We start from the raw sequence: 21,058 nt of genomic DNA, 5'->3' as shown, positions 1-21,058 counted from the left end.
CGGCCGATCCGTGCTTCCGCGCCACCCGCGCCGCGCCGTCGAGGCATTGTCCAACCTGGATGGACCGGATAGGTTGCCCGGACACCGCGCGGCCCGCGCGGTGCGGCGGGTGACCGCCGGCGCCGTCCGGGTGGGCCAGCCCGGACGGCACGGACATACACGGGGAGGTCTGCGACTGATGCGTCGCTTACTGGTCGGACTGCTCACACTGACTTCGACGGCCCTGCTCGGGACGGTGGTCGGTCTCCACCCCACCCCCGCCGCGGCGGCCCTGCCCGGCGAACTCGTGGTCAACGGCACGTTCGCCGCGGGCACCGCGCCCTGGTGGAACGGCCCGAACACCACGATGCGGGTGAACGCGGGCGTCCTCGAGGTGACCGTCGCCGGCGGTACCGCCAACCCCTGGGACGCGCCGACCGGACAGGACGACATCGTCCTGACCGCCGGTCAGGCGTACACGCTCTCCTTCGACGCCTCGGCCTCGGCCAGTGCGTCGGTACGCGCCACCGTCCAGCTGGAACAGTCGCCGTACACCGCGACGCTGGACAGGACCATCGCGCTCACCACGAGCACGCAGCACTTCTCGTTCCCGTTCACCTCGTCGCTGACCACCACGCTGGGACAGGTCGGCTTCCAGCTCGGTGGGCGGGCGACCGGCTACACGTTCCGGCTGGACAACGTCTCGCTGGCGCCCACGCCGCCCGGCTTCTACGTCGACCCGGACAACAACGCCTTCACCTGGATCGCGCAGAACCCGAACGACTCCCGCGTCCCGTCGATCCGCAACGAGATCGCCAACCGGCCCGGGGCCAGGTGGTTCGGCAACTGGAACGCCAACATCGGCGCGGCCGTCTCGTCGTACGTCGGCGCGGCCCAGGCGGCCGGCAAGACGCCGATCCTGGTCGCGTACAACATCCCGGGCCGCGACTGCGGCGGCCCCTCCAGCGGCGGCGCGGGCGACGCCACGGCGTACCGGGCCTGGATCTCGGCGTTCGCCGTCGCGATCGGCTCCCGGCCGGCGATCGTGGTGATCGAACCCGACGCCGTGGCCCAGATCGACGACGTGTGCATGCCCAAGGCCAGCGACAAGCAGGCCCGCTACGAGATGCTCGGCTACGCCACCCAGCAGTTCCGCGACCTGGCGCCCAACGCGTGGGCCTACCTCGACGCCGGCAACGCGACCTGGGTCCCCGCCGCGACCATGGCGCAGCGGCTGCTCACCGCGGGGGTGCGCGACGTGCGCGGCTTCGCGGTGAACGTGTCGAACTTCTACCCGACCGCGCAGTCCGAGTCATACGGCAGCCAGATCGTGTCGGCCCTCGGCTACCAGGCGAAGTTCCTGGTCGACACGAGCCGCAACGGCAACGGGATCCTCGACGAGAACCACGACGGCGTCAACGACGACTTCTGCAACCCGCGGGGTCGCAAGCTCGGCACGCCGTCGGCGTACGGCACCGGGGCCGCCGAGCTGCTGCTGTGGATCAAGTTCCCGGGCGACTCCGACGGGCCCTGCGGCACCTCGACCGCGCCGGCCGGCACCTTCGACCCCGGCCTCGCCGACCGGCTGATCCGCGGCGTCTGAGCGGACCGACGCCACCCGGGCGGTGGGCCACGCCGGGCTGATCCGGCCCGCCCGCCGCCCGGGTGACGGCGGCATTCCCTGTGACGGCGGCGTCCCGGGCGACGGCGGCATCGGGCGGCGGCGTCGGCTACCCGGCCGGTCGCGCTCCACCGCCCCGGGGCACCGCGGCTACCCGGCCAGCCGCTCCACCGCCCGGAGCACCGCGCCGGCGCCGTCCTCGTCCGCCATCCGTCGCGCCAGCGTCCGCGCCCGGTGGGCGTACCCGGGCTCGGTCACCGCCGCCCGCAGCGCCTCGGCGAGCCGCGCGACGCCGAGCGCCCGGGGCGGAATGCGATCCGGCGCCACCCCGTGCAGGAGCAGCCGGGCGGCCCAGAAGGGCTGGTCGCCCAGCATCGGCACCGGTACCGCCGGCACGCCGGCGCGCAGCCCCGCGGCGGTGGTGCCACCGCCCGCGTGGTGCACCAGCGCTGCCATCCGGGGAAAGAGCCAGTCGTGCGGCGTGTCCCCGATGGTGATCAACTCGTCGTCCACGGTCTGGATCGCGTCCAGCCCGGCCGAGCCGGCCTGGACCACGCCGCGCAGCCCGGCCCGGCGCAGCACGGGGCCGATGAGGCCGATCAGCCGCTCGCTCTCGCCGACCATGCTGCCGAAGCCGAAGTAGACCGGCGGCGGCCCGGCGGCGAGGAAGTCGAGCAGTTCCGGCGGGGGGAACCACGGGTGCCGCGCCGGCCACCAGTACCCGACCACGTCGAGATCGGGGCGCCAGTCGACCGGCCGGGGGACCACGGCGGGGCTGAACCCGTGCAGCACCGGCCAGCGCGCGGCGGCCGAGCGGCGGTCCAGGGCGGCGAGTCGCGTGGGACCGAGGTCCAACCGGGCGCGCAGCCGCCGCGAGGCGCCCGCGTAGATCCCGCGCCCCACCGCCCGGCCGAGCGACCCGGCGGCCAGGTTCCCCCAGCCGCCGAGCGAGCGGGCCCCGAGCAGCAGCGGCGGGAACGCCCGGGTCGGTTCGATCGGTTGCAGGAACACGCCCATGCTCGGGATGCCGAAGCCCTCCGCCACCGAGATCCCCAGCGCCGCGGTGGTCGTGGAGAGCAGCAGGAGGTCCGCGCCGCGCTCGGTGGCGGCGACGATGCCGTCCCCGAGGCCCCGGACGAACCGGCCGCCGAGCCGCAGGAACTCCAGCACCCCGCGCGCGCTCGGTCCGGAGCGGTGCAGCCGGCGGCCGGCGGCGGAGGTCTGCAGCGCGTGCAGGTCGCCGGGGAGCGGCCGGAACTCCAGGCCGCAGCCGGTGACGAGGGCGGCGAAGGGGGGCTGCGCGGCGACCGCGACCCGGTGTCCGGCCGCGCGCAGGCGGACCCCGAGTCCGGTGTACGGCGTGACGTCGCCCCGCGAGCCGGCGGTGACGATCAGCACCCTCATGGGACCTCCGAGCAGCTATCCCATTTTATGCCGGTCCGTCGGGGCGGTCGGGGCGGAAAGAGGCGGGAGCGGGGAACTCGGAGGAATCTTCGTATCCGGTTCGGGTAGTCGGCCGGATGCAGATCATTCGCGGGCGGCGCGGCGCGCCCACGGAGGCGACCCGGGGCGGGGCGGCCGGGGGGTACGCCGGGAACGGCCGGAGCACGGCCCGGGTGGTGATCATCTCGGCCAGCGCGGGCGCCGGGCACGACGGCGCGAGCCGGGAACTGGCCCGCCGGCTGCGCGAACGCGGTCTCCTGGCGGACTGCCTGGACCTGGCCGACATCTTCCCGTGGGGGCTCGGCCGCCTGCTGCGCGGCACCTACCACGGGATGCTCAGCCGGGTGCCGTGGATCTACGGCATGCTCTTCGCCATCGGCAGCCGGTTCCGCCGGGCCGCGCCGATCACCCGTACGCTGCTGCGCCCCGTCTGGCCGCGCGTGCTCGCGGTGCTGCCGCCGGACACCCGCGCGGTCGTCTCCGCGTACCCGGTGGTCAGCCAGATCGTCGGCCCGATGCGCCGGGAGGGGCAGCTGCCGGTACCGGTGATCACGTACCTGACCGACTTCGCGGTGAACCCGATCTGGATCTCTCCGGGCGTCGACCTGCACTGCGCCGGGCACGAGACGAGCCGGGCCGAGGCGCGGGCGCTGGGCGCCGGGGAGGTGCGCGTCGGCGGACGCATGGTCTCGCCCGGCTTCGAACCCGGCGACGCGCGCGACCGGCACCGGGCCCGGGAACGGTTCGGTCTGCCCGCGGGCGAGCGGCTGGCGCTGCTGGTCGCCGGCTCCTGGGGCGTCGGCGAGGTGGCGAAGACCGCCGCCGAGATCGCCGCCAGCGGCGCGGCCGTACCGGTGGTGGTCTGCGGTCGCAACGAGGACCTGTACCGGCGGCTCAGCCGGACCCGGGTCGGGCACGTCTTCGGCTGGGTGGACGACATGCCCGACCTGCTGCGCGCCGCCGACGTGCTGGTGGAGAACGCGGGCGGGCTCACCGCGCTGGAGGCGCTGGCCTGCGGCCTGCCGGTGCTCACGTACCGGCCGATCCCGGGGCACGGCAAGGCGAACGCCGCGACGATGGCCCGCGCCGGCATGGTGACCTGGGTGCGCCGCCGCGCCGACCTGGGGCCCGCGCTGACGGAGCTGACCCAGGGGGAGGCGGGTCGGCGCCAGCGCGAGGCGGGGCTGGCCCTGTTCGCGCTGGACCCGGCCAAGATGATCGCCGAGGTGATCCTGGGGGTCCGCCCGGCCCCGACCACCCGGCCGCCGCGCGGAGGCGCCCGGCCCGAGCCGGCGCCGCCGCACACGGCGCCACCGCCGGGTCCGTTCTCCGCGCAGCCGCCCGCCACCGCTCCGACCGGCCCGCCGAGGCGGCGGCTGTTCCGCCGGGTGGGCGCGGCGACGAGCCTGGACGAACCCCGCGTCGACGGCGTGCACCGGTCCGCCAACCGACCGGAGCGGCAGGGCTGAACATGGCCGTCGTGGCGATCCTGCTGGGGCTCGGTTCGGCGGTCTTCTTCGCACTCAGCTCCGCCATGGAGCAGCACGCGGCCAAGCAGGAGCGGCCGACCCGTACGCTCGACCCCCGGCTGCTGGTACGGCTGCTGCGCCGGCCGCTCTGGCTCTTCGGCTGGGTGCCGGACGCCATCGGTACGGTCCTGCAGGCCATCGCCCTGCGCTTCGGCGCGCTGGCCCTGGTCGAGCCGCTGCTGCTCAGCGGCGTCTTCATGGCGATCCCGCTGGAGGCGGCGCTGGAGCGGCGCCGCCCGCACCGCAAGGACCTCGTCGTGGTCGCGATCGGCGTGATCGGCCTGACCGCGTTCCTCACCGCCGGGCGCCCCAGCCACGGGGTGGCGGTCCCCTCGACCTCGGCCTGGCTCGGCGTCGCTGCCGGCGTCGGGCTGGTCTTCGCGGCCTGCCTGGTCGCCGCGTGGCGGCTCCAGGACGCGCGGCGCGGGATCATGCTGGGACTGGCCACCGGGCTGCTGTACGCCGTCGCGGCGGCCCTGCTCAAGGTGGTCACCACCGAGCTGAGCAGCGAGGGGCTGCGCGGGATCTTCGGCAACTGGCACCTGTACGCGCTGCTGGTGGTCGGCGCGGGTGCGCTGACCCTGAACCAGAACGCGTACCAGGGCGGGCCGATCGCCGCGCCGCTGACCACGATCGCGCTGGTCGATCCGGTGACCAGTGTGGTCATCGGGGTGACCGCGTTCCACGAACAGCTCGCCACGGACGGGCCCCGGCTGCTCATCCAGGTGGTCTCCGCGCTGGTCATGGTCGTCGTACTCGCGCTCGCGAGCACCACCCGGTCACAGTGACCGCCGCCGGGTCGCGCCCGCGCCGTGAACTCGGTGTCCAAACCACCGTGAACGCCGCGCCGATGGATTTTGCGGACCCGACCGTCTGACACCGGGAAGTTGGGTACGCTCAGCCCAAGATTACTTAGCGCAAGCAACGGAATACGCAACCGGCGTGAGGCGACCACTCCCACTGACGCGCCGGAATGGCTCGTCACGCCCAAAACAGACCTCTCGCGAGAGGCAGCATGTGCTTGACTTGACTAACGCCGCCGCCAGCCAACCGTCCCGGGACCGCGCCGCGCAGCGGCGGGATCCGCAGGCCGTGCTGGCCGGTGAGAACTTTCCCGTCGCCGTGCGCATCCTGCCGGCGACGACCCGCCGGCACCTGCTCGCGCTCTACACGTACGCCCGCTACGTCGACGACCTCGGCGACGAGCCGGCCGTGGCCGGGCCCGGCGACCGACTCGGCGGGCCGGCCGTGGCGGGGCCCGGCGGCGCACCCGTGGCCGACGGGAGCGGGACCGACGCGGACGCCGCCGACCGGCTGTCGACCCTGCGCTGGTTCGCCGGCGAGGTGCGCGACCTCTACGACGGGCGCCCGCCCCGGCACCCGGTGCTGGTGCGGTTGGCCCCCACGGTCGCCGCGTGCCGGCTGCCGGCCGACCCGTTGCTGCGGCTGATCGCCGCCAACGAGCGGGACCAGGTCAAGTCCCGGTACGCCGACCACCGGGAGCTGGTCGACTACTGCCACCTCTCCGCCGACCCGGTCGGCGAACTGGTGCTGCACGTCTTCGGCGCGCACTCGCCGGAGCGGGTCGCGCTCTCCGACCGGATCTGCACCGCCCTGCAGATCGTCGAGCACCTCCAGGACGTCGCCGAGGACCGCCGGCGCGGCCGGATCTACCTGCCCGCCGACGAGTTGGCGGCGCACGGCGTGGCCGAGCGGGACCTGGACGCGCCGCGCGCCGGCGGCGCGCTGCGGGAGGTGATCCGGGTCCAGGCCGAACGCGCGGCGGCGGCGTTGGACGCCGGCGCGCCGCTGGTCGGCCAGCTGCGCGGCTGGGCCCGGGTCGCCGTCGCCGGCTACGTGGCCGGCGGCCGGGCCGCCCTCACCGCCCTGGCCCGCAGCGGCTACGACCCGCTTCCGGGCGCGCCCCGACCGGCCCGGCGGGACGTCCTCGGGCACTGGCTCAAGCTGATGTGGGTGCGGGCCGGATGACGGACGCGGAGCGCCTGGAGCGGGCCTACCGGGAGTGCGAGCGGATCACCCGTAGCCAGGCCCGGAACTTCTCGTACGGCATCCGGCTGCTCAGGCCGGACCGGCGCGGCGCGCTCTCGGCCGTGTACGCCGTGGCCCGGCGCATCGACGACATCGGCGACGGTGACCTGCCGGTCGCCGCCAAGGTGGCCCGGCTGGACCAGATCCGGGCCGCTCTGCACCGGCTGCCGGACGTCGGCGACGACCCGGTGCTGATCGCGCTCGCCGACGCGGCGAACCGGCTGCCGATCCCGATCTCCGCGCTGGACGAGCTGGTCGACGGCTGCCTCGCCGACGTGCGCGGCACTCGGTACCACCGCTTCGACGACCTGGTCGGCTACTGCCGGCAGGTGGCCGGCTCCATCGGCCGGCTCTCCCTCGGCGTCTTCGAGCTGCGCCCCGGCGCGCCCCGCTCGCACGCCAACGAACTCGCCGACACGCTCGGCATCGCGCTGCAACTGACCAACATCCTGCGCGACATCGTGGAGGACCGCGGCAACGGGCGGATCTACCTGCCGCTGGAGGACCTGACCCGGTTCGGCTGCACGCTGGAGCCGGGGGCCCGCGGCGGCCTGGCCGACGCGCCGGAGCGGCTGGCCGAGCTGGTCCGCTGGCAGGCCCGGCGCGCCGAGCTCTACTACCACACCGGGCTCGAACTGCTGCCGCTGCTGGACCGGCGCAGCGCCGCCTGCGTCGCGGCCATGGCCGGGATCTACCATCGGCTGCTGGCCCGGATGACCGCCGACCCGGACGCGGTGACCCGCCGCCGGGTGTCGCTGCGCGGCTGGGAGAAGGCGTACGTGGCGGCGCGGGCGATGACCCGGAGCGGCTCGTGACCGGCGGACGGGTTTGCGTGGTCGGCGGCGGGCTGGCCGGCATCGCCGCGGCGGTACGCCTGCTCGACGCCGGCCACGAGGTGACCCTGCTGGAGGCGCGGCCCGCGCTCGGCGGGGCGACGTACTCGTTCCGCCGCGACGATCTCACGGTCGACACCGGACAGCACGTCTTCCTCCGCTGCTACTCCGAGTACCGCCGGCTGCTGGAGCGGCTCGGCACCGCCGGCCGGGCGGCGGTGCAGGACGCGTTCGCGGTACCGATCCTGCGGGTCGGCGCGGCACCGCACCTGCTGGCCCGCAGCCGGCACCTGCCGGCCCCGGCGCACCTGCTGCCCGCCCTGATGGGGTACCGCCCGCTGCGGATCGGGCAGCGGCTGACCGCGATCCGCGGCGCCGCCGCGCTGCGCGCCGTACGGGCCGACGACCCGGCGGCCGACCGGATCAGCTTCGGCGCCTGGCTGGCCGCGCACGGGCAGGACGACGGGACGATCGGCCGGCTCTGGGAGCTGATCTGCACGGCCGCGCTCAACGCCCCGCCCCGGCACGCCTCGCTGGCGCTGGCCGCCCGGGTCTTCCAGACCGGCCTGTTCGACCGGGCCGACGCCGGCGACATCGGCCGGCCGACGGTACCCCTGTCGGAGCTGCACGGCGGGCCGGCCCGCGAGCTGCTGCTGCGGCGCGGCGCGACGGTCCGTACCGGCATCCGGGTCAGGGAGATCACCCGGGAGCGGGGCGGGTTCCGGATCCGCTCCGACGGCGCGGAACTGGACGCCGCCGCCGTGGTGCTCGCGGTGCCGCACCCGCAGGCCGCCCGGCTGGTACCGGCCGAGGCCGCGCCGGAGCGGGCCGCCTGGGCCCGGCTCGGCGCCGCGCCGATCGTGAACGTGCACGTGCGGTACGAGCACCGGGTCACCGGGTTCGAGTTCGCCGCCGGCCTGGACACCCCGGTCCAGTGGGTCTTCGACCGCACCCCGCCCGGCGCGCGAGGACAGTACCTGGTCGTGTCGATCTCCGCGGCCGAGGCGGTGCTGCGTACCCCCGGTGCGGCCCTGGCCCGCACCTACCTGGCGGCGCTGGAGGAGCTGTTCCCACCGGCCCGGCGGGCGCGGGTGCGCGACGTGTTCGTCACCCGGGAGCCGCGCGCGACCTTCCGGCAACAGCCGGGCTCCCGGACCGCGCGGCCGGCGCCGCGCACCCGCCTACCGGGGCTGGCACTCGCCGGCGCGTGGACCGACACGGGCTGGCCGGACACGATGGAGGGTGCGGTGCGCAGCGGTCACGGGGCCGCCGACGTCGTGCTCGCCCATCTCGGGTCGAAATCGAGTACGACGGAGGCGCCCAGATGACCATGACGCTGCCCAGCATCCTCACCGAGGTGGACGAACTCGTCCGGGCCGAGATCCGCGCGGCCCTCGACCGGGTCGACGAGCGTACCCGGCTGACGGCCGGATACCAGCTCGGCTATTGGGACGCCGACGGCACCCCGACCGCGCGCGGCGGCGGTAAGGGGCTGCGCCCGGCGCTGGTGCTGCTCTCCGCCCGGGCCGCCGGCAGCACCGTGCGGGCCGGGCTGCCGGGCGCCGCCGCCGTGGAGCTGGTGCACAACTTCTCCCTGCTGCACGACGACGTGATCGACGGCGACGCCGAGCGCCGGCACCGGCCCACCGCCTGGGCCGCCTTCGGGGTCGGCCCGGCCATCCTCGCCGGGGACGCCCTGCTCAGCCTCGCCGGCGAGGTGCTGGTCGAGGCCGCCGAGCTGGACGGCGCCAGCGGCCTGCGGCACCTGCACGCGGCCACCCGTCGGCTCATCGCCGGGCAGGCCGCCGACATCGCCTTCGAGAGCCGTACCGAGGTGACCCTCGACGAGTGCCTGGCGATGGCGGCGGACAAGACCGCCGCGCTGCTCTCCTGCTCGGCCACGCTCGGCGCGGTGCTCTGCGGCGCGCCCCCGGGGCTGGTCGACGGGCTGGCCGCGTACGGCGAGCGGCTCGGGCTGGCCTTCCAGCTCGTCGACGACCTGCTCGGCATCTGGGGCGAGCCGGCCGTGACCGGAAAACCGGTCCTGTCGGACCTGCGGGCGCGCAAGAAGTCGGTGCCGGTGGTGCGGGCGCTCACCGCCGGCGGACCGGCCAGCGAACAGCTCGCCGAGCTGTACGCCGGCGACGGTGAACTCGGCGCGGCCGAGCTGAACCTGGCCGCGGCGCTGATCGAGGAGACCGGCGCCCGGGACTGGACGGAGAAGCAGGCGGACCGGCTGCTCACCGAGGCCCTGGCCGAGCTGGACCGGCTGACCGAGCTGGCACCGGCCGGTACGACCGGGTTGGCCGAGGTGCACGGCGAACTGGTCGCGATCGCCCGCTTCATGACGGGAAGGGACCACTGATGGCCGATCTGCTCTCCCGCGCCGGGCACGCGTTCGGCGCCGACCAGCCGATGGACGAGTCCGACGAACTGCTCGACCAGGCCCGCGCGGCCCTGCGGCGGGCCCGCGACCACCTGCTCGCCCGGCAGGACCCGGCCGGCTGGTGGCAGGGCGAGCTGGAGACCAACGTGACGATGGAGGCCGAGGACCTGCTGATGCGCCGGTTCCTCGGCATCCTCACCGACGCCGAGACGGTGCCCACCGCCCGTTGGATCCGTGGGCAGCAGCGCGCCGACGGCAGCTGGGCCACCTTCTACGACGGACCCGGCGACCTCTCCACCACGGTGGAGGCGTACGCGGCGCTGCGGCTGGCCGGCGACCCGCCCGAGGCCGAGCACATGCACCGGGCGCGGCGCTTCGTGCTGGCCAACGGGGGCATCGAGCGCACCCGGGTCTTCACCCGGCTCTGGCTGGCCCTGTTCGGCGAGTGGCCGTGGCAGCGGTTGCCGGCCATCCCGCCCGAGGTGGTGCTCCTGCCCGCCTGGTGCCCCCTCAACGTCTACGACTTCGCCTGCTGGGCGCGGCAGACCATCGTGCCGCTGGCCATCGTCCGGTCGCTGCGCCCGGTACGGCCGCTCGGGTTCACCCTCTCCGAGCTGCGTACCGGCCGGTTGCCGGAGCGGGCACCGTCGCTGCGCCGCCGCTCGGGCTGGCTGCACCGGGTCGACGCGGTGCTGCGCGGCTACGAGCGCCGTCCCATCGGCCCGCTGCGGCGCAACGCGATGCGGCGCGCGGCCGAGTGGATCGTGGCCCGGCAGGAGGCGGACGGCTCGTGGGGCGGCATCCAGCCACCCTGGGTCTACTCGATCCTGGCGCTGCACCTGGTCGGTTACCCGCTGGACCACCCGGTGCTGCGTACCGGGCTGGCCGGGTTGGAGCGGTTCACCATCCGGGAGCAGACGCCGGGCGGCGAGGTGCGCCGGTTGGAGGCGTGCCAGTCGCCCGTCTGGGACACCGCGCTGGCCGTGAACGCCCTGGCCGACGCCGGCCTGCCGGCCGAACACCCGGCCCTGGTGCGGGCCCGGGACTGGCTGCTGGACGAGGAGATCACCCGGACCGGGGACTGGGCGGTGCGCCGGCCGACCCTGTCGCCGGGCGGGTGGGCGTTCGAGTTCGACAACGACGGCTACCCGGACACCGACGACACCGCCGAGGTGCTGCTGGCGCTGCTGCGCACGGCCCGGGACGGGCGTACCCGGGGCGCGCTGGAGCGGGGCGCCACCTGGCTGCGCGGCATGCAGTCGCGCGACGGCGGATGGGGCGCGTTCGACGCCGACAACACCCGGACCGTCACCCGCGACCTGCCGTTCTGCGATTTCGGCGAGGTGATCGACCCGCCGACCGCCGACGTCACCGCGCACGTGGTGGAGGCGCTCTGCGCGCTCGGCCGGGCCGACGCGCCGGTGGTGCGGCGCGGGCTCGGCTGGCTGCTGCGGGCCCAGGAACCGGACGGCTCCTGGTTCGGGCGGTGGGGCGCCAACCACGTCTACGGCACCGGTGCGGTGCTGCCGGCGCTGGTGGCGGCGGGCGTACGCCCCGACGACCCGGCGGTCATCCGGGCGGTGGAGTGGCTGGAGCGCCAGCAGAACACCGACGGTGGCTGGGGCGAGGACCTGCGCTCGTACCGGGACCCGAGCTGGCGCGGCCGGGGCCACTCGACGCCGTCGCAGACCGCGTGGGCGCTGCTGGCGCTGCACGCGGCCGGGGCCGGCAGCTCGGTGGCGGCCCGGCGCGGCCTGGAGTGGCTGGTACGCGGCCAGCGGCCGGACGGCGGCTGGGACGAGCCGTACTTCACCGGCACCGGGTTCCCGGGCGACTTCTACATCAACTACCACCTGTACCGGCTGGTCTTCCCGGTCAGCGCCCTCGGCCGGCTGCTCGGCGGCGGGCACCCGACGGCACCGGCCAGCGAGGCGCTGCCCGCCGGCGAGGCGGTACCGGCACCGGGCCTCCCGGGGGTCGAGCCGACGCCGACCACCACCATCGACCCGGCCCCGCCCACCACCATCGCCGAGCCGCCCCCGACCGCTGCCGCGACGGCCGGTGGGGAAGCGACGGCGCCGTCCGATCCGGCGGCCAGCGGCGGGTCGCGGGCCGCGACTCCGTCCGGGATTGCGGACGCGGTGCCGGGCGGCGGGTCGCGGGCCGCGACTCCGTCCGGGATTGCGGACGCGGCGCCGGGCGGCGGGTCGCGGGCCGCGACTCCGGCGGGCGGCGCCGGGCGGAAGTCGCCGCGCGGCGGGGGAGCCAAGTCGCCGGGCGCGGGCGCGCGGGCGTCCGGCGCGGGCAAGCCGGGGGCGGGGAAGAAGCCGGCGGGCGGCGCGGGCACGACTCCGGCCGGCGGCGGGGGAGCGCCGAGTTGAGCGGGGACTGGGTCCTCTTCGCGCCGATGCGGGCCGAGGCGCGGGCCCTGCGCCGGGGGCTGCCCCCGGGCGCGCCGCTGCGGCGTACCGGCCGGGGACTGTCGCGGGCCGGCCGGGCCGCCGCCGCGTACCGGGCCACCGCCGCGCTGGCCGTGGCCGGCATCGGGGGCGGGCTCACCGACCGGCTCCAGCCCGGGGACGTGGTGGTCGCCACCGAGGTCCGCCGCGACGCACCGGACGCCGCGTCGCTGCCCTGCCCGGGCGCGCCGCTGCTCGCCGCGGCGCTGCGCCGGCGCGGGCACACCGTCCACCTCGGACCCGTGGTGAGCACGGATCGGCTGGTCGACGGCGCGGAGCGGGAGCGGCTGGCCGCCACCGGCGCGCTGGCCGTGGACACCGAGTCGGCCGCGCTGCTCGCCGGTGCGGGGCGGCGCCCGGTCGCCTGCGTCCGGGCCGTCGCCGACGTACCGCCGGGTCCGCTCTACCGTCCGGCCACGCTGGCCCGGGTGGCGACCGCGCTGCGGACCCTGAGGTCGGTCGGTCCGGCGCTGGTCGACTGGGCCGCGGCGACCACCGTACGCGGGGTGCTGCTGGCCGCGCCGCGCTCGTTCTGCGCGGGGGTGGAGCGCGCGATCGGCGTGGTCGAGCAGGCACTGCACCGGCACGGCCCGCCGGTGTACGTCCGCAAGCAGATCGTGCACAACGTGCACGTCATCGCCGACCTCCAGCGGCGGGGCGCGGTCTTCGTCGACGAGCTGGACGAGATCCCCGACGGGGCGGTGACCGTCTTCTCCGCGCACGGCGTGGCGCCCGCGGTGCGGGACACGGCCGCGCGGCGGGGACTGCCGCTGATCGACGCGACCTGCCCGCTGGTGGCCAAGGTGCACAGCGAGGCGCGGCGCTTCGTCGGGCGGGGCAACACGGTACTGCTGATCGGGCACGCCGGGCACGAGGAGACCGAGGGGACGCTCGGCGAGGCGCCCGGGCGGATCACCCTGGTGGAGAGCGCCCAGGACGCCGAGCGGATCGAGGTCGCCGACCCGGAGCGGGTGTCGTACCTGGTCCAGACCACCCTCGCGGTGGACGAGGTCTCCGGGGTGCTGGACGTGCTGCGGCGTCGCTTCCCGGCGCTGACCGGCCCGTCCTCGGACGACATCTGCTACGCCACGACCAACCGGCAGGTCGCGCTGCGCGAGGTGGCCGCCCGGGCCGACGTGGTGCTGGTGCTCGGCTCCGCGAACTCCTCGAACTCCCGCCGGCTGGCGGAGGTGAGCGAGCGCGACGGTACGCCCGCCTACCTGGTGGACGACGTGGAGGCGGTCGACCCGCGCTGGCTGGCCGGCGCCCGGACGGTGGGGGTCACCGCCGGCGCGTCGGCGCCGCCGTGGCTGGTCGAGCGGGCGGTCGAGGCGCTGCGCGGGCTCGGCGCCCGGACGGTACGGGAACACACCACGAGCACGGAGGACGTGCACTTCACCCTGCCGAAGGAGGTCCGTACGTGATGACGGGACAAGCCGGACGAGACGGGGTGGTGCGCTGATGGGCATGCCCCTGCGCCAGAGCCTGCGGATGGGACGCTACCTGGTGACCCAGCGGCTGCGCCGCAAGCGGTACTTCCCGCTCATCGTGGAGCTGGAGCCGCTCTTCGCCTGCAACCTGAAGTGCGCCGGCTGCGGCAAGATCCAGCACCCGGCCGACGTGCTGAAACAGCGCATGCCGGTGGAGCAGGCGCTCGCCGCGATAGAGGAGTGCGGCGCGCCGATGGTCTCCATCGCCGGCGGGGAGCCGCTGATGCACCCGCAGATCGACACGCTCGTCGCCGAGTTGGTCAGGCGCCGCAAGTACGTCTTCCTCTGCACCAACGCCGCGTTGCTGACCAAGAAGCTGGACAGGTTCCGGCCCTCGCCGTACTTCTCCTTCGCCGTGCACATCGACGGGTTGCGGGAGCGCCACGACGCCTCGGTCTGCAAGGAGGGCGTCTTCGACGAGGCGGTGGCGGCCGTACGGGAGGCGAAGCGGCGCGGCTTCCGGGTCACCAGCAACACCACGTTCTTCTCCACGGACACGCCGCAGACGGTGATCGAGGTCCTCGACTTCCTCAACGACGAGCTGGCCGTGGACCAGATGATGCTCTCGCCGGCGTACGCGTACGACAAGGCGCCGGACCAGGATCACTTCCTGGGCGTGACGGAGACCCGGGCGATGTTCCGCAAGGCGTTCGCCGACGGGCGGCGCCGGCGCTGGCGGCTCAACCACTCGCCGCTCTTCCTGGACTTCCTGGAGGGGAAGGTCGACTTCCCGTGCACCGCGTGGGCGATCCCGTCGTACTCGCTCTTCGGCTGGCAGCGTCCCTGCTACCTGCTCGGGGACGGGTACGCCAAGACGTACCGCGAGCTGGTGGAGACCACCGACTGGTCCGCGTACGGGCGCGGGCGGGACGACCGCTGCGCCAACTGCATGGCCCACTGCGGGTACGAGCCGACCGCCGTGCTGGCGACCATGTCCTCGCTGCGCGAGTCCCTGCGGGCGCTGCGCGCCGGCTGACCGGCGTGCCGCGCGCCCGTCAGCGTCGCCGCGCCCGGTCCGGCTGGTGGCGCCCGGTCAGCCGAACCGGGCGGCGAGCCGGCGGTAGGTCCGGGGCAGCGTCGCCCGCAGCGCCACCGGCAGGTACATCCATCTGGGCAGGTACGCCTCGTGCCGGCCGCGCAGCATCGCACCGAGCAGCGCGTCGGCGGCCCGGTCGGGCGGTACGGGCTGCGGCGAACTGCGCTGGTACGGGCGTCCCCGGGTGGCGAAGAAGGCGGTGTCGACCACGGCCGGCACCAGCTCGGTGACGACTATCCCGGTGCCGGCGGTCTCCTGGCGCAGGCTGTCGGCGAAGACGGTCAACCCCGCCTTGGCGGCCGAGTAGACGGCCTCCTCCCGCACCCCGAGCCGCCCCGCGATGGAGCCGACGAAGCCGAGGTGGCCGCGCCCGCGCGCCAGCATCCCGGGGAGCACGGCCCGGGTCAGCGAGACCGGCGCGGTCAGGTTCACGGTGATCAGCCGGGTGATGTCGGCGTCGTCCATCGCCGTCAGCGCCCCGGCCCAGCCCTGCCCGGCGTTGTTGACCAGTACGTCGACCCGGCCGGCCGTCTCCAGCACCAGCGCCGCGAGTTCGGTGGCGGCCCCGGGTTCGGTCAGGTCGCAGGTCAGCGCGGTTCCGTTGACGGCGCGGGCGACGGCGCCGAGCCGCTCGGCGTCGCGGCCGGCCACGAAGAGCCGGGCCCCGAGGGCGGCCAGTCGGCGCGCGGCGGCCGCGCCGATGCCGGACGACGCGCCGGTGACCAGGGCGACCGCGCCGTCGAGCCGGGAGGATGCCATAGCGGTAGTTTCGCCCATCCGGGCCGTTTGCGCCGGCAGGACGTCACATCCGGCACCGTGCCCGCCCCGGCATGGTGCCCGCCGCCCGCCGAGCTGGCATGGTGTCCGCCGGCCGCCGCCCCGGCGCGGGGCCGACGCGGCGACGCCCGTCGGCGGGAGACGAGGCCCCGCGTGAGAGCCGGGCCGCCGGCCGGAATTCGCTTGAGGTCGGCGCCCGGGGGCGCGAGACTGCCACCCCGAACCACCGCCGCCCGCCGGGAGAACGAATGCCAGCAGACTCCGCGCCCGCGCACGTCGCCATCGTGACGGGCGCCAACCACGGCATCGGGGCCGCGACCGCCGTCGCGCTGGCCGCCGCGGGCCGCGCGGTGCTCTGCGCGTACTGGCGGGAGGCGGACGAGCCGGACCCGGGCGTGCCCGAGGCGTACCGGGCGAACCGGGCCCGCCACGCCGAGCGCGTGGTCGAGCGGATTCGCCGCGCCGGGGGTCGGGCCGTCGCCGTCGAGGCCGACCTGCGCGACCCCGAGGTGCCGGGGCGGCTCTTCGACACGGCCGAGGCGGAGCTGGGCCCGGTCGACATCCTGGTCAACAACGCGACCGGCTGGGTGCAGGACACCTTCAAGCCCGACGCGGTGGACCGGCACGGACGGCGGCTGCGACCGGTCGCGGCCGGCACCTGGCGGCAGCAGTTCGCCGTCGACGCGATGGCGCCGGCCCTGCTCATCGCCGAACTGGCCCGGCGGCACGCCGCGCGGGGCGCCACCTGGGGCCGGATCGTCGGCCTGACCTCCGGCGGTGACCTGGGCTTTCCGGAGGAGGTCTCGTACGGCGCCGCGAAGGCGGCCCAGGTCAACTACACGATGTCGGCGGCGATGGAGCTGGCACCGCTCGGGATCACCGCCAACGTGGTGCACCCGCCCGTCACCGACACCGGCTGGGTCACCGACTCGGTCCGCGAGTTCGTCGCCGCCAGCGACCAGCTCGTCCACGTCGCCACACCCGAGCAGGTCGCCGAGGTGATCGCCTACCTCGCCTCCGACGCCGCCGGGCTGATCACCGGTAACGTGATCACGCTCCGTTGACGGGCCCCGGTCACCGGCGGCCGCGGAAGGTGCGGCGCAGGTCGTCCACCCACTCGTCGGGTATCTCCCAGGGGATGAAGTGCCCGCCGTGGTCGTACGCGGTGATGTTGACGTGGTGGTACCAGGCGGCGCGGTCGCTGTCGAGGAAGTGCCGCACCCGCTGCTCCGCGGTGGTGACGCCGGGCGGGTTCTCGTGCCCCACGAAGGTGATGCCGGTGGGCGCCTCGACGACGGGCCACCGGTCGTGCGACGGCCGCCACGGGTAGCGGTTGTTGTTCGCGTAGGTGCGGATCGAGGAGCCGATGGCGTCGCACGCCCAGTAGATGGTGGCGTGGGTGAGCAGGTCGTCCTTGGTGAAGACGGTCTCGATGTCGCCGCGGCTGTCCGACCAGGTGGTCCAGCGTTGCAGTATCCAGGCGAGCATGCCGACCGGCGAGTCGGTGAGCCCGTACCCGAGCGTCGCCGGATCCAGCACGTGCGCGGCGAGGTGCACCGCGAACCGTTTCTCCAGCGCCACGAGCCGCGCGCGGAGGTCGGCCGGGAGGTCGTCGGGGATGGGATTGCCGCCCGAGAGGTCCCAGCCCCGGTCGCCGTTGAACATGGTCAGCTTCTGCGCCGAGCCGATGTGGATGCCGTACAGTTCGTCGGCGTACTTGTGCCCCAGCTGTCCGGTGACCAGCGCGCCGACGTCGCAGCCGGCCGCCGCGTACCGCCGGTGGCCGAGGACGCCGGTCATCAGCTCGTGCCAGACCTCGGCGATCTTCCAGAAGTTCATGTCGGGGTGCTCGGTCAACGGGGTGGAGAACCCGAAGCCGGGCAGGGAGGGCACGATGACGTCGAACGCCTCGGCCGGGTCGGCGCCGTACGCGCCGGGATCGGCCAGCGGGTCGACCACCTTGGCCCAGTGCCAGAACGTCCACGGCCAGCCGTGGGAGAGGATCAGCGGGGTGGGGTTCGGGCCGACCCCGGGCCGGCGCATGAAGTGCACCGGTACGCCGCCGACGTCGACCCGGTAGTGCTCGTACGCGTTGATCGCCTTCTCGGCGGCGCGCCAGTCGTACCCGTCGATCCAGTACGCCACGAGTTCCCGCAGGTACGGGCCACGCAGGCCGTAGTAGCCGTCCTCGTTGCCGATCTCCCGGGGCCAGCGGGTGGCCCGCAGCCGGGTGGCCAGGTCGTCGAGCACCGCGTCGGGCACGTGGATCGGCGTCGGCCGCGGGGGGAAGGAGCTGTCTGCCATGGTCGGTCCTCGGTGTCTCGGATGATCGGTCGGACACGCGGCGGCCTCGCCGGGTGGTCTCCCGCGACGCGGGCGGTCAGCCCGGTGGCCGCCGGCCGGCCTCGGCGCTCGGCGGGCCGGCGGCGCCCAGCTCGATGACGCGGCGCAGCGCGGGCATCGCGCGCGCGACGGCGTCGCGCTGCTCGTCGTCCAGACCCGCGATGAGCCGCGCGAGCCCGGCCACCCGGCTCGCGTGCCGCGACCGGACGATCTCCGCCCCGGCCGAGGTCGGTGCCACCAGTACGGCGCGGCCGTCGGCGGGATCGGGCCGGCGCTCGATCAAGCCGTCCCGCTCCAGCCGGGCCACGAGGCTGGTGATCGCCGGCTGCGTGAGCTGTTCCGTCGCGGTCAGCGCGGTCAGCCGCATCGGCCCCCGGCGGGAGAGCGTGTGCAGCACCGACAGCGAGCTGAAGCTGAGCTGCCGCACCGTCGGGAGCCGGATGAACAGGGAGTTGAAGTCCTCGATGAGCGTCGTCAGCTCGTCGACGTCCAGTTCCCGGCCGTGCTCGTCCGCCGTTCGTCCCACGGCCGGGAACATATCCAGAATCTATATAAAAAGTCAATTCATCTGGCCGGGGTGGCGTTCGCGCACGCCGGCCCCGCCGGTCGGGGCCGGCGTCGTGGGCGGGGTCGCGTTCGCGCGTGCCCGGCCCCGCCGGTCAGGGCAGCGTCGTGGGTGGGGGTGGAGGCGCGTTGAGGAGCTGTTCGGTCTTGGCGAGCAGGTCCCTGAGCGTGGTCCGGTCGCTCGCGGTGAGCCCGGCGATCAGGTCGGCCTCGTGTTCGAGCAGCTCGCGCACGGTCCTCTCGATCAGGGTGTGACCGGCTTCCGTCAGCCGGACGGAGACCGCCCGTCGCGACGCGGCCGAGGGGGATCGCTCGACCAGGCCGGCCTGCTCGGCCCGGGCCACGCGCTGCGAGATGGCGCCGGCCGTGACGAGCGTCCTGCGGGTGATCTCGCGGGTGCTGAGCTCGTACGGCGGGCCGGACCGGCGTAGCACGCTGAGCAGGTCGAGCGTGGAGGGATCGATCCCGAGCGCGGCCAGCGTGCGGCGGCGATCGTCCGCGAGCAGCTTCGCGATCCGCCAGATCGGCGTGACGATCTCGATCGACTCGGTACGCACGCCGGGCAGTTCCCGCTGCCAGGACGCGGCGATGTCGGCCGCCGGCCAGGCCGAGGCCGGATCGAGCGGGTACGCCTCGTGGTCGAGGTGGTTGGACATGAGGCACCCTCCGCGCTACGTTTAGCTCTAAACGTAATTCGTTTAGAGCTAAACATAGTAATGGAGCGGCTGTGGATCGGATCGTGCTCGTCACGGGTGGCGGAAGCGGAATCGGCAGGGCGGTGGCCGCGCGGTTCCGGGTCGCGGGCGATACGGTGATCATTACCGGACGTAACGCGGACCGGCTCACCGCCACGGCGGCGGAGATCGACGCCCGACCGATCGTCTGCGACGCGACCGAACCGGGTCAGGTGGAGCGGATGGCCGACGAACTCGGCACCGGCCTCGACGTGTTGGTGAACATGGCCGGTGGGAACACGGACCTCGACCCGCCCGGCCGGCCGGGCACGCCCCTGGAGCAGGTGCTCGCGGCGTGGCGCGCCAACCTGGACGCGAACCTGCTCAGCGCGGTACTCACCACGACCGCGGTGCTCGACAGGCTGCGGCCCGGCGGTTCGATCATCAACGTCGGTTCCATCGGCGCCGAGTACGCCACCACCTCGTACGGGGCGGCGAAGGCCGCCGTTGCCGCGTGGACCGCCGGGCTGTCCTCGGTGGTGGGCCCCCGGGGCGTGACGGCGAACCTGATCTCGCCCGGCTACATCGCCGAGACCGACTTCTTCCGGGGGCAGCTGAGCGAGCAGCGGCGGGCCGCCCTGATCGAGGCGACGCACGACAAGCGCGCCGGGCACCCCGACGACGTCGCCGAGACCGCGTACTTCCTCGCCTCCGAAGGCGCGCGCCACATCACCGGACAGACGCTGCACGTCAACGGGGGAGCCCACACCACCAGGTGACGGAGGGCCTTCGCGCCGCCCGGCCGCGCCGGGCCGGTGACCGGTGCCGGTCGGCGTCGGTCGGTGTGTGGTGGGCGCGAGGGCGGTGCGACGCGACGATGCCCCCGCGCCGGAGGGGGTCCGGCGCGGGGGCATCGCTGGTGGTGGTGCCGGTCAGCCGCCCTGGTACTGGGCGATGATCCGGGTGAAGTCCCAGTTCTGCTGGCTGATGCCGCTGCAGGACGAGGTGGCGTCGCCGCCGCCGGCGCAGGGCCGGTCGCGGTTGAGCGCCCAGTAGGTGAAGCGGGCGAGCTGGTGCTGCTGCACGTAGCCGAGCATGGTGTTGAAGTCGGCCTGGGTCACCGTCTCGGAGTTGTCGGTGATCCCGTTCATCGAGGAGATGCCCATCCGGCGGTACGCGTCCGCGTCCGAGTAGCCGTACGCGCTGCGCAGCGCCGACTTGAGCCCCTCCGAGGCCTGCAGGGTGAGGCTGCCCATGTTCTGGCCGGCGCCGCCGAAGTTGAACGGCATGATGGTCCAGCCGTCGATGGCGAGCCCGCCCGCGGCGGCCCGGTTGATCAGGCCACGGTCCGGGCCGGTCTTCTCGGTACCGATGGTGATGTAGATGACCAGGCCCGGGTTGTTGGCCCGGACGATCTTCAGGGCGTCGACGATCCGCTGCTGCACGGTGGTGTTCGAGTACTCGGTCGCCTCGATGTCGAGGTCGATCGCGCGCAGCCCGTACGCGCTGATCACCCGCTGGTAGGCGGCGGCGAGGGCGCTGGCGCTGGTGCAGGACTCGCCGAGCTTGTTGCCGGACCACCCCCCGAAGGAGACGATCACGTCGCCACCGGCGCCGCGGATGCTGTTGATCAGGCTCTGGTCGCTGCCGCCGGTCAGCGCCCGCGCGCCGTCCCAGGCCGGGTTGCAGCTGCCGTTGGAGAGGATGAAGGCGAGGGTGAACCAGCGGATGCCGGTGGTGGACATGATGCTGGTCGCGCTCGGCGGGCTGCCCCACTGGTAGAGGTAGGGCGCGGCGGCGCGGCCGGCCGGTCCGCCACCGGGCGGGGGAGTGCCACCGCCGCCGGGTGCGGGGGCGGTCCACTTCTGGTTGCTG

18 protein-coding genes are annotated in these 21,058 nt (G+C 74.9%); 12 read left to right on the top strand and 6 right to left on the bottom strand.

Features of this window, described 5'->3' with window-relative positions:
• Window positions 1–178: 178 nt before the first annotated feature.
• Window positions 179–1,582, top strand: coding sequence for a glycoside hydrolase family 6 protein (locus AB0J86_RS36220; RefSeq protein ID WP_363862504.1), 1,404 nt, complete (start codon window positions 179–181; stop codon window positions 1,580–1,582).
• Window positions 1,583–1,750: 168 nt separating this feature from the next.
• Here the strand turns inward: AB0J86_RS36220 and AB0J86_RS36215 are convergent, their stop codons facing one another.
• Entirely contained in the window at window positions 1,751–3,004 is a 1,254-nt protein-coding gene (locus tag AB0J86_RS36215; protein WP_363862501.1) for a glycosyltransferase, read from the bottom strand.
• 116 nt (window positions 3,005–3,120) lie between these two features.
• Between AB0J86_RS36215 and AB0J86_RS36210 the strand changes: the two genes are divergently transcribed.
• From AB0J86_RS36210 to hpnH, 9 genes are all read left to right on the top strand, one after another.
• Window positions 3,121–4,512 carry a glycosyltransferase gene (locus AB0J86_RS36210; protein WP_363862498.1) on the top strand — a complete coding sequence of 464 codons (1,392 nt, stop codon included), beginning with the start codon at window positions 3,121–3,123 and terminating at the stop codon, window positions 4,510–4,512.
• An 11-nt stretch (window positions 4,513–4,523) separates the two neighbouring features.
• Window positions 4,524–5,360, top strand: a complete 837-nt coding sequence (locus AB0J86_RS36205; RefSeq protein WP_363862495.1) for a DMT family transporter — start codon at window positions 4,524–4,526, stop codon at window positions 5,358–5,360.
• 229 nt (window positions 5,361–5,589) lie between these two features.
• Window positions 5,590–6,561 (top strand): squalene synthase HpnC, encoded by a 972-nt coding sequence (hpnC, locus tag AB0J86_RS36200; RefSeq protein WP_363862492.1) that lies wholly within the window; start codon window positions 5,590–5,592, stop codon window positions 6,559–6,561.
• Window positions 6,558–7,436 (top strand): presqualene diphosphate synthase HpnD, encoded by an 879-nt coding sequence (gene hpnD / locus AB0J86_RS36195; RefSeq protein ID WP_363862489.1) that lies wholly within the window; start codon window positions 6,558–6,560, stop codon window positions 7,434–7,436. The genes hpnC and hpnD overlap by 4 nt, the downstream gene beginning before the upstream one ends.
• Window positions 7,433–8,782: a hydroxysqualene dehydroxylase HpnE gene (gene hpnE, locus AB0J86_RS36190; protein WP_363862486.1), complete on the top strand. Its 1,350-nt coding sequence runs from the start codon at window positions 7,433–7,435 to the stop codon at window positions 8,780–8,782. The genes hpnD and hpnE overlap by 4 nt, the downstream gene beginning before the upstream one ends.
• Window positions 8,779–9,819, top strand: a complete 1,041-nt coding sequence (locus tag AB0J86_RS36185) for a polyprenyl synthetase family protein (protein ID WP_363862483.1) — start codon at window positions 8,779–8,781, stop codon at window positions 9,817–9,819. Before hpnE ends, AB0J86_RS36185 begins: the two co-directional genes overlap by 4 nt.
• Window positions 9,819–12,221: a squalene--hopene cyclase gene (gene shc / locus AB0J86_RS36180; RefSeq protein ID WP_363862480.1), complete on the top strand. Its 2,403-nt coding sequence runs from the start codon at window positions 9,819–9,821 to the stop codon at window positions 12,219–12,221. The genes AB0J86_RS36185 and shc overlap by 1 nt, the downstream gene beginning before the upstream one ends.
• On the top strand, window positions 12,218–13,723 hold the full coding sequence (ispH, locus tag AB0J86_RS36175) for a 4-hydroxy-3-methylbut-2-enyl diphosphate reductase (RefSeq protein ID WP_363862477.1): 1,506 nt from the start codon (window positions 12,218–12,220) through the stop codon (window positions 13,721–13,723). The genes shc and ispH overlap by 4 nt, the downstream gene beginning before the upstream one ends.
• 37 nt (window positions 13,724–13,760) lie before the next feature.
• Window positions 13,761–14,765, top strand: a complete 1,005-nt coding sequence (gene hpnH, locus AB0J86_RS36170; RefSeq protein ID WP_363862474.1) for an adenosyl-hopene transferase HpnH — start codon at window positions 13,761–13,763, stop codon at window positions 14,763–14,765.
• Window positions 14,766–14,822: 57 nt separating this feature from the next.
• On the opposite strand, the gene AB0J86_RS36165 is transcribed toward hpnH, so the two are convergent.
• Window positions 14,823–15,584, bottom strand: coding sequence for an SDR family NAD(P)-dependent oxidoreductase (locus tag AB0J86_RS36165; protein ID WP_363862472.1), 762 nt, complete (start codon window positions 15,582–15,584; stop codon window positions 14,823–14,825).
• A 266-nt stretch (window positions 15,585–15,850) separates the two neighbouring features.
• Between AB0J86_RS36165 and AB0J86_RS36160 the strand changes: the two genes are divergently transcribed.
• Window positions 15,851–16,666 (top strand): SDR family oxidoreductase, encoded by an 816-nt coding sequence (locus AB0J86_RS36160; RefSeq protein ID WP_363862469.1) that lies wholly within the window; start codon window positions 15,851–15,853, stop codon window positions 16,664–16,666.
• A 10-nt stretch (window positions 16,667–16,676) separates the two neighbouring features.
• Here the strand turns inward: AB0J86_RS36160 and AB0J86_RS36155 are convergent, their stop codons facing one another.
• The 3 genes from AB0J86_RS36155 to AB0J86_RS36145 all read right to left on the bottom strand — a co-directional run bounded on the left by AB0J86_RS36155 (window position 16,677) and on the right by AB0J86_RS36145 (window position 19,165).
• Complete coding sequence (locus tag AB0J86_RS36155; protein WP_363862466.1) at window positions 16,677–17,906, bottom strand: epoxide hydrolase; 1,230 nt, start codon at window positions 17,904–17,906, stop codon at window positions 16,677–16,679.
• 76 nt (window positions 17,907–17,982) lie between these two features.
• On the bottom strand, window positions 17,983–18,471 hold the full coding sequence (locus AB0J86_RS36150) for a MarR family transcriptional regulator (RefSeq protein WP_363862463.1): 489 nt from the start codon (window positions 18,469–18,471) through the stop codon (window positions 17,983–17,985).
• 133 nt (window positions 18,472–18,604) lie between these two features.
• Window positions 18,605–19,165, bottom strand: coding sequence for a MarR family transcriptional regulator (locus AB0J86_RS36145; RefSeq protein WP_363862460.1), 561 nt, complete (start codon window positions 19,163–19,165; stop codon window positions 18,605–18,607).
• 71 nt (window positions 19,166–19,236) lie between these two features.
• Between AB0J86_RS36145 and AB0J86_RS36140 the strand changes: the two genes are divergently transcribed.
• A complete protein-coding gene (locus tag AB0J86_RS36140) occupies window positions 19,237–19,962 on the top strand; it encodes an SDR family oxidoreductase (protein ID WP_363862457.1) in 726 nt (241 codons plus the stop codon).
• Between the two features lie 153 nt (window positions 19,963–20,115).
• Here AB0J86_RS36140 and AB0J86_RS36135 read toward each other — a convergent pair.
• Window positions 20,116–21,058 (bottom strand): chitinase (locus tag AB0J86_RS36135; RefSeq protein ID WP_363862454.1); only part of this gene is annotated, 943 nt, incomplete at its 5' end.

The organism is Micromonospora sp. NPDC049559, from assembly GCF_040676675.1.
Taxonomy (GTDB): Bacteria; Actinomycetota; Actinomycetes; order Mycobacteriales; family Micromonosporaceae; genus JBFAPK01.
Note: the sequence above shows the minus strand (reverse complement) of the source record. Positions and strands in the feature narration are given on the sequence as shown.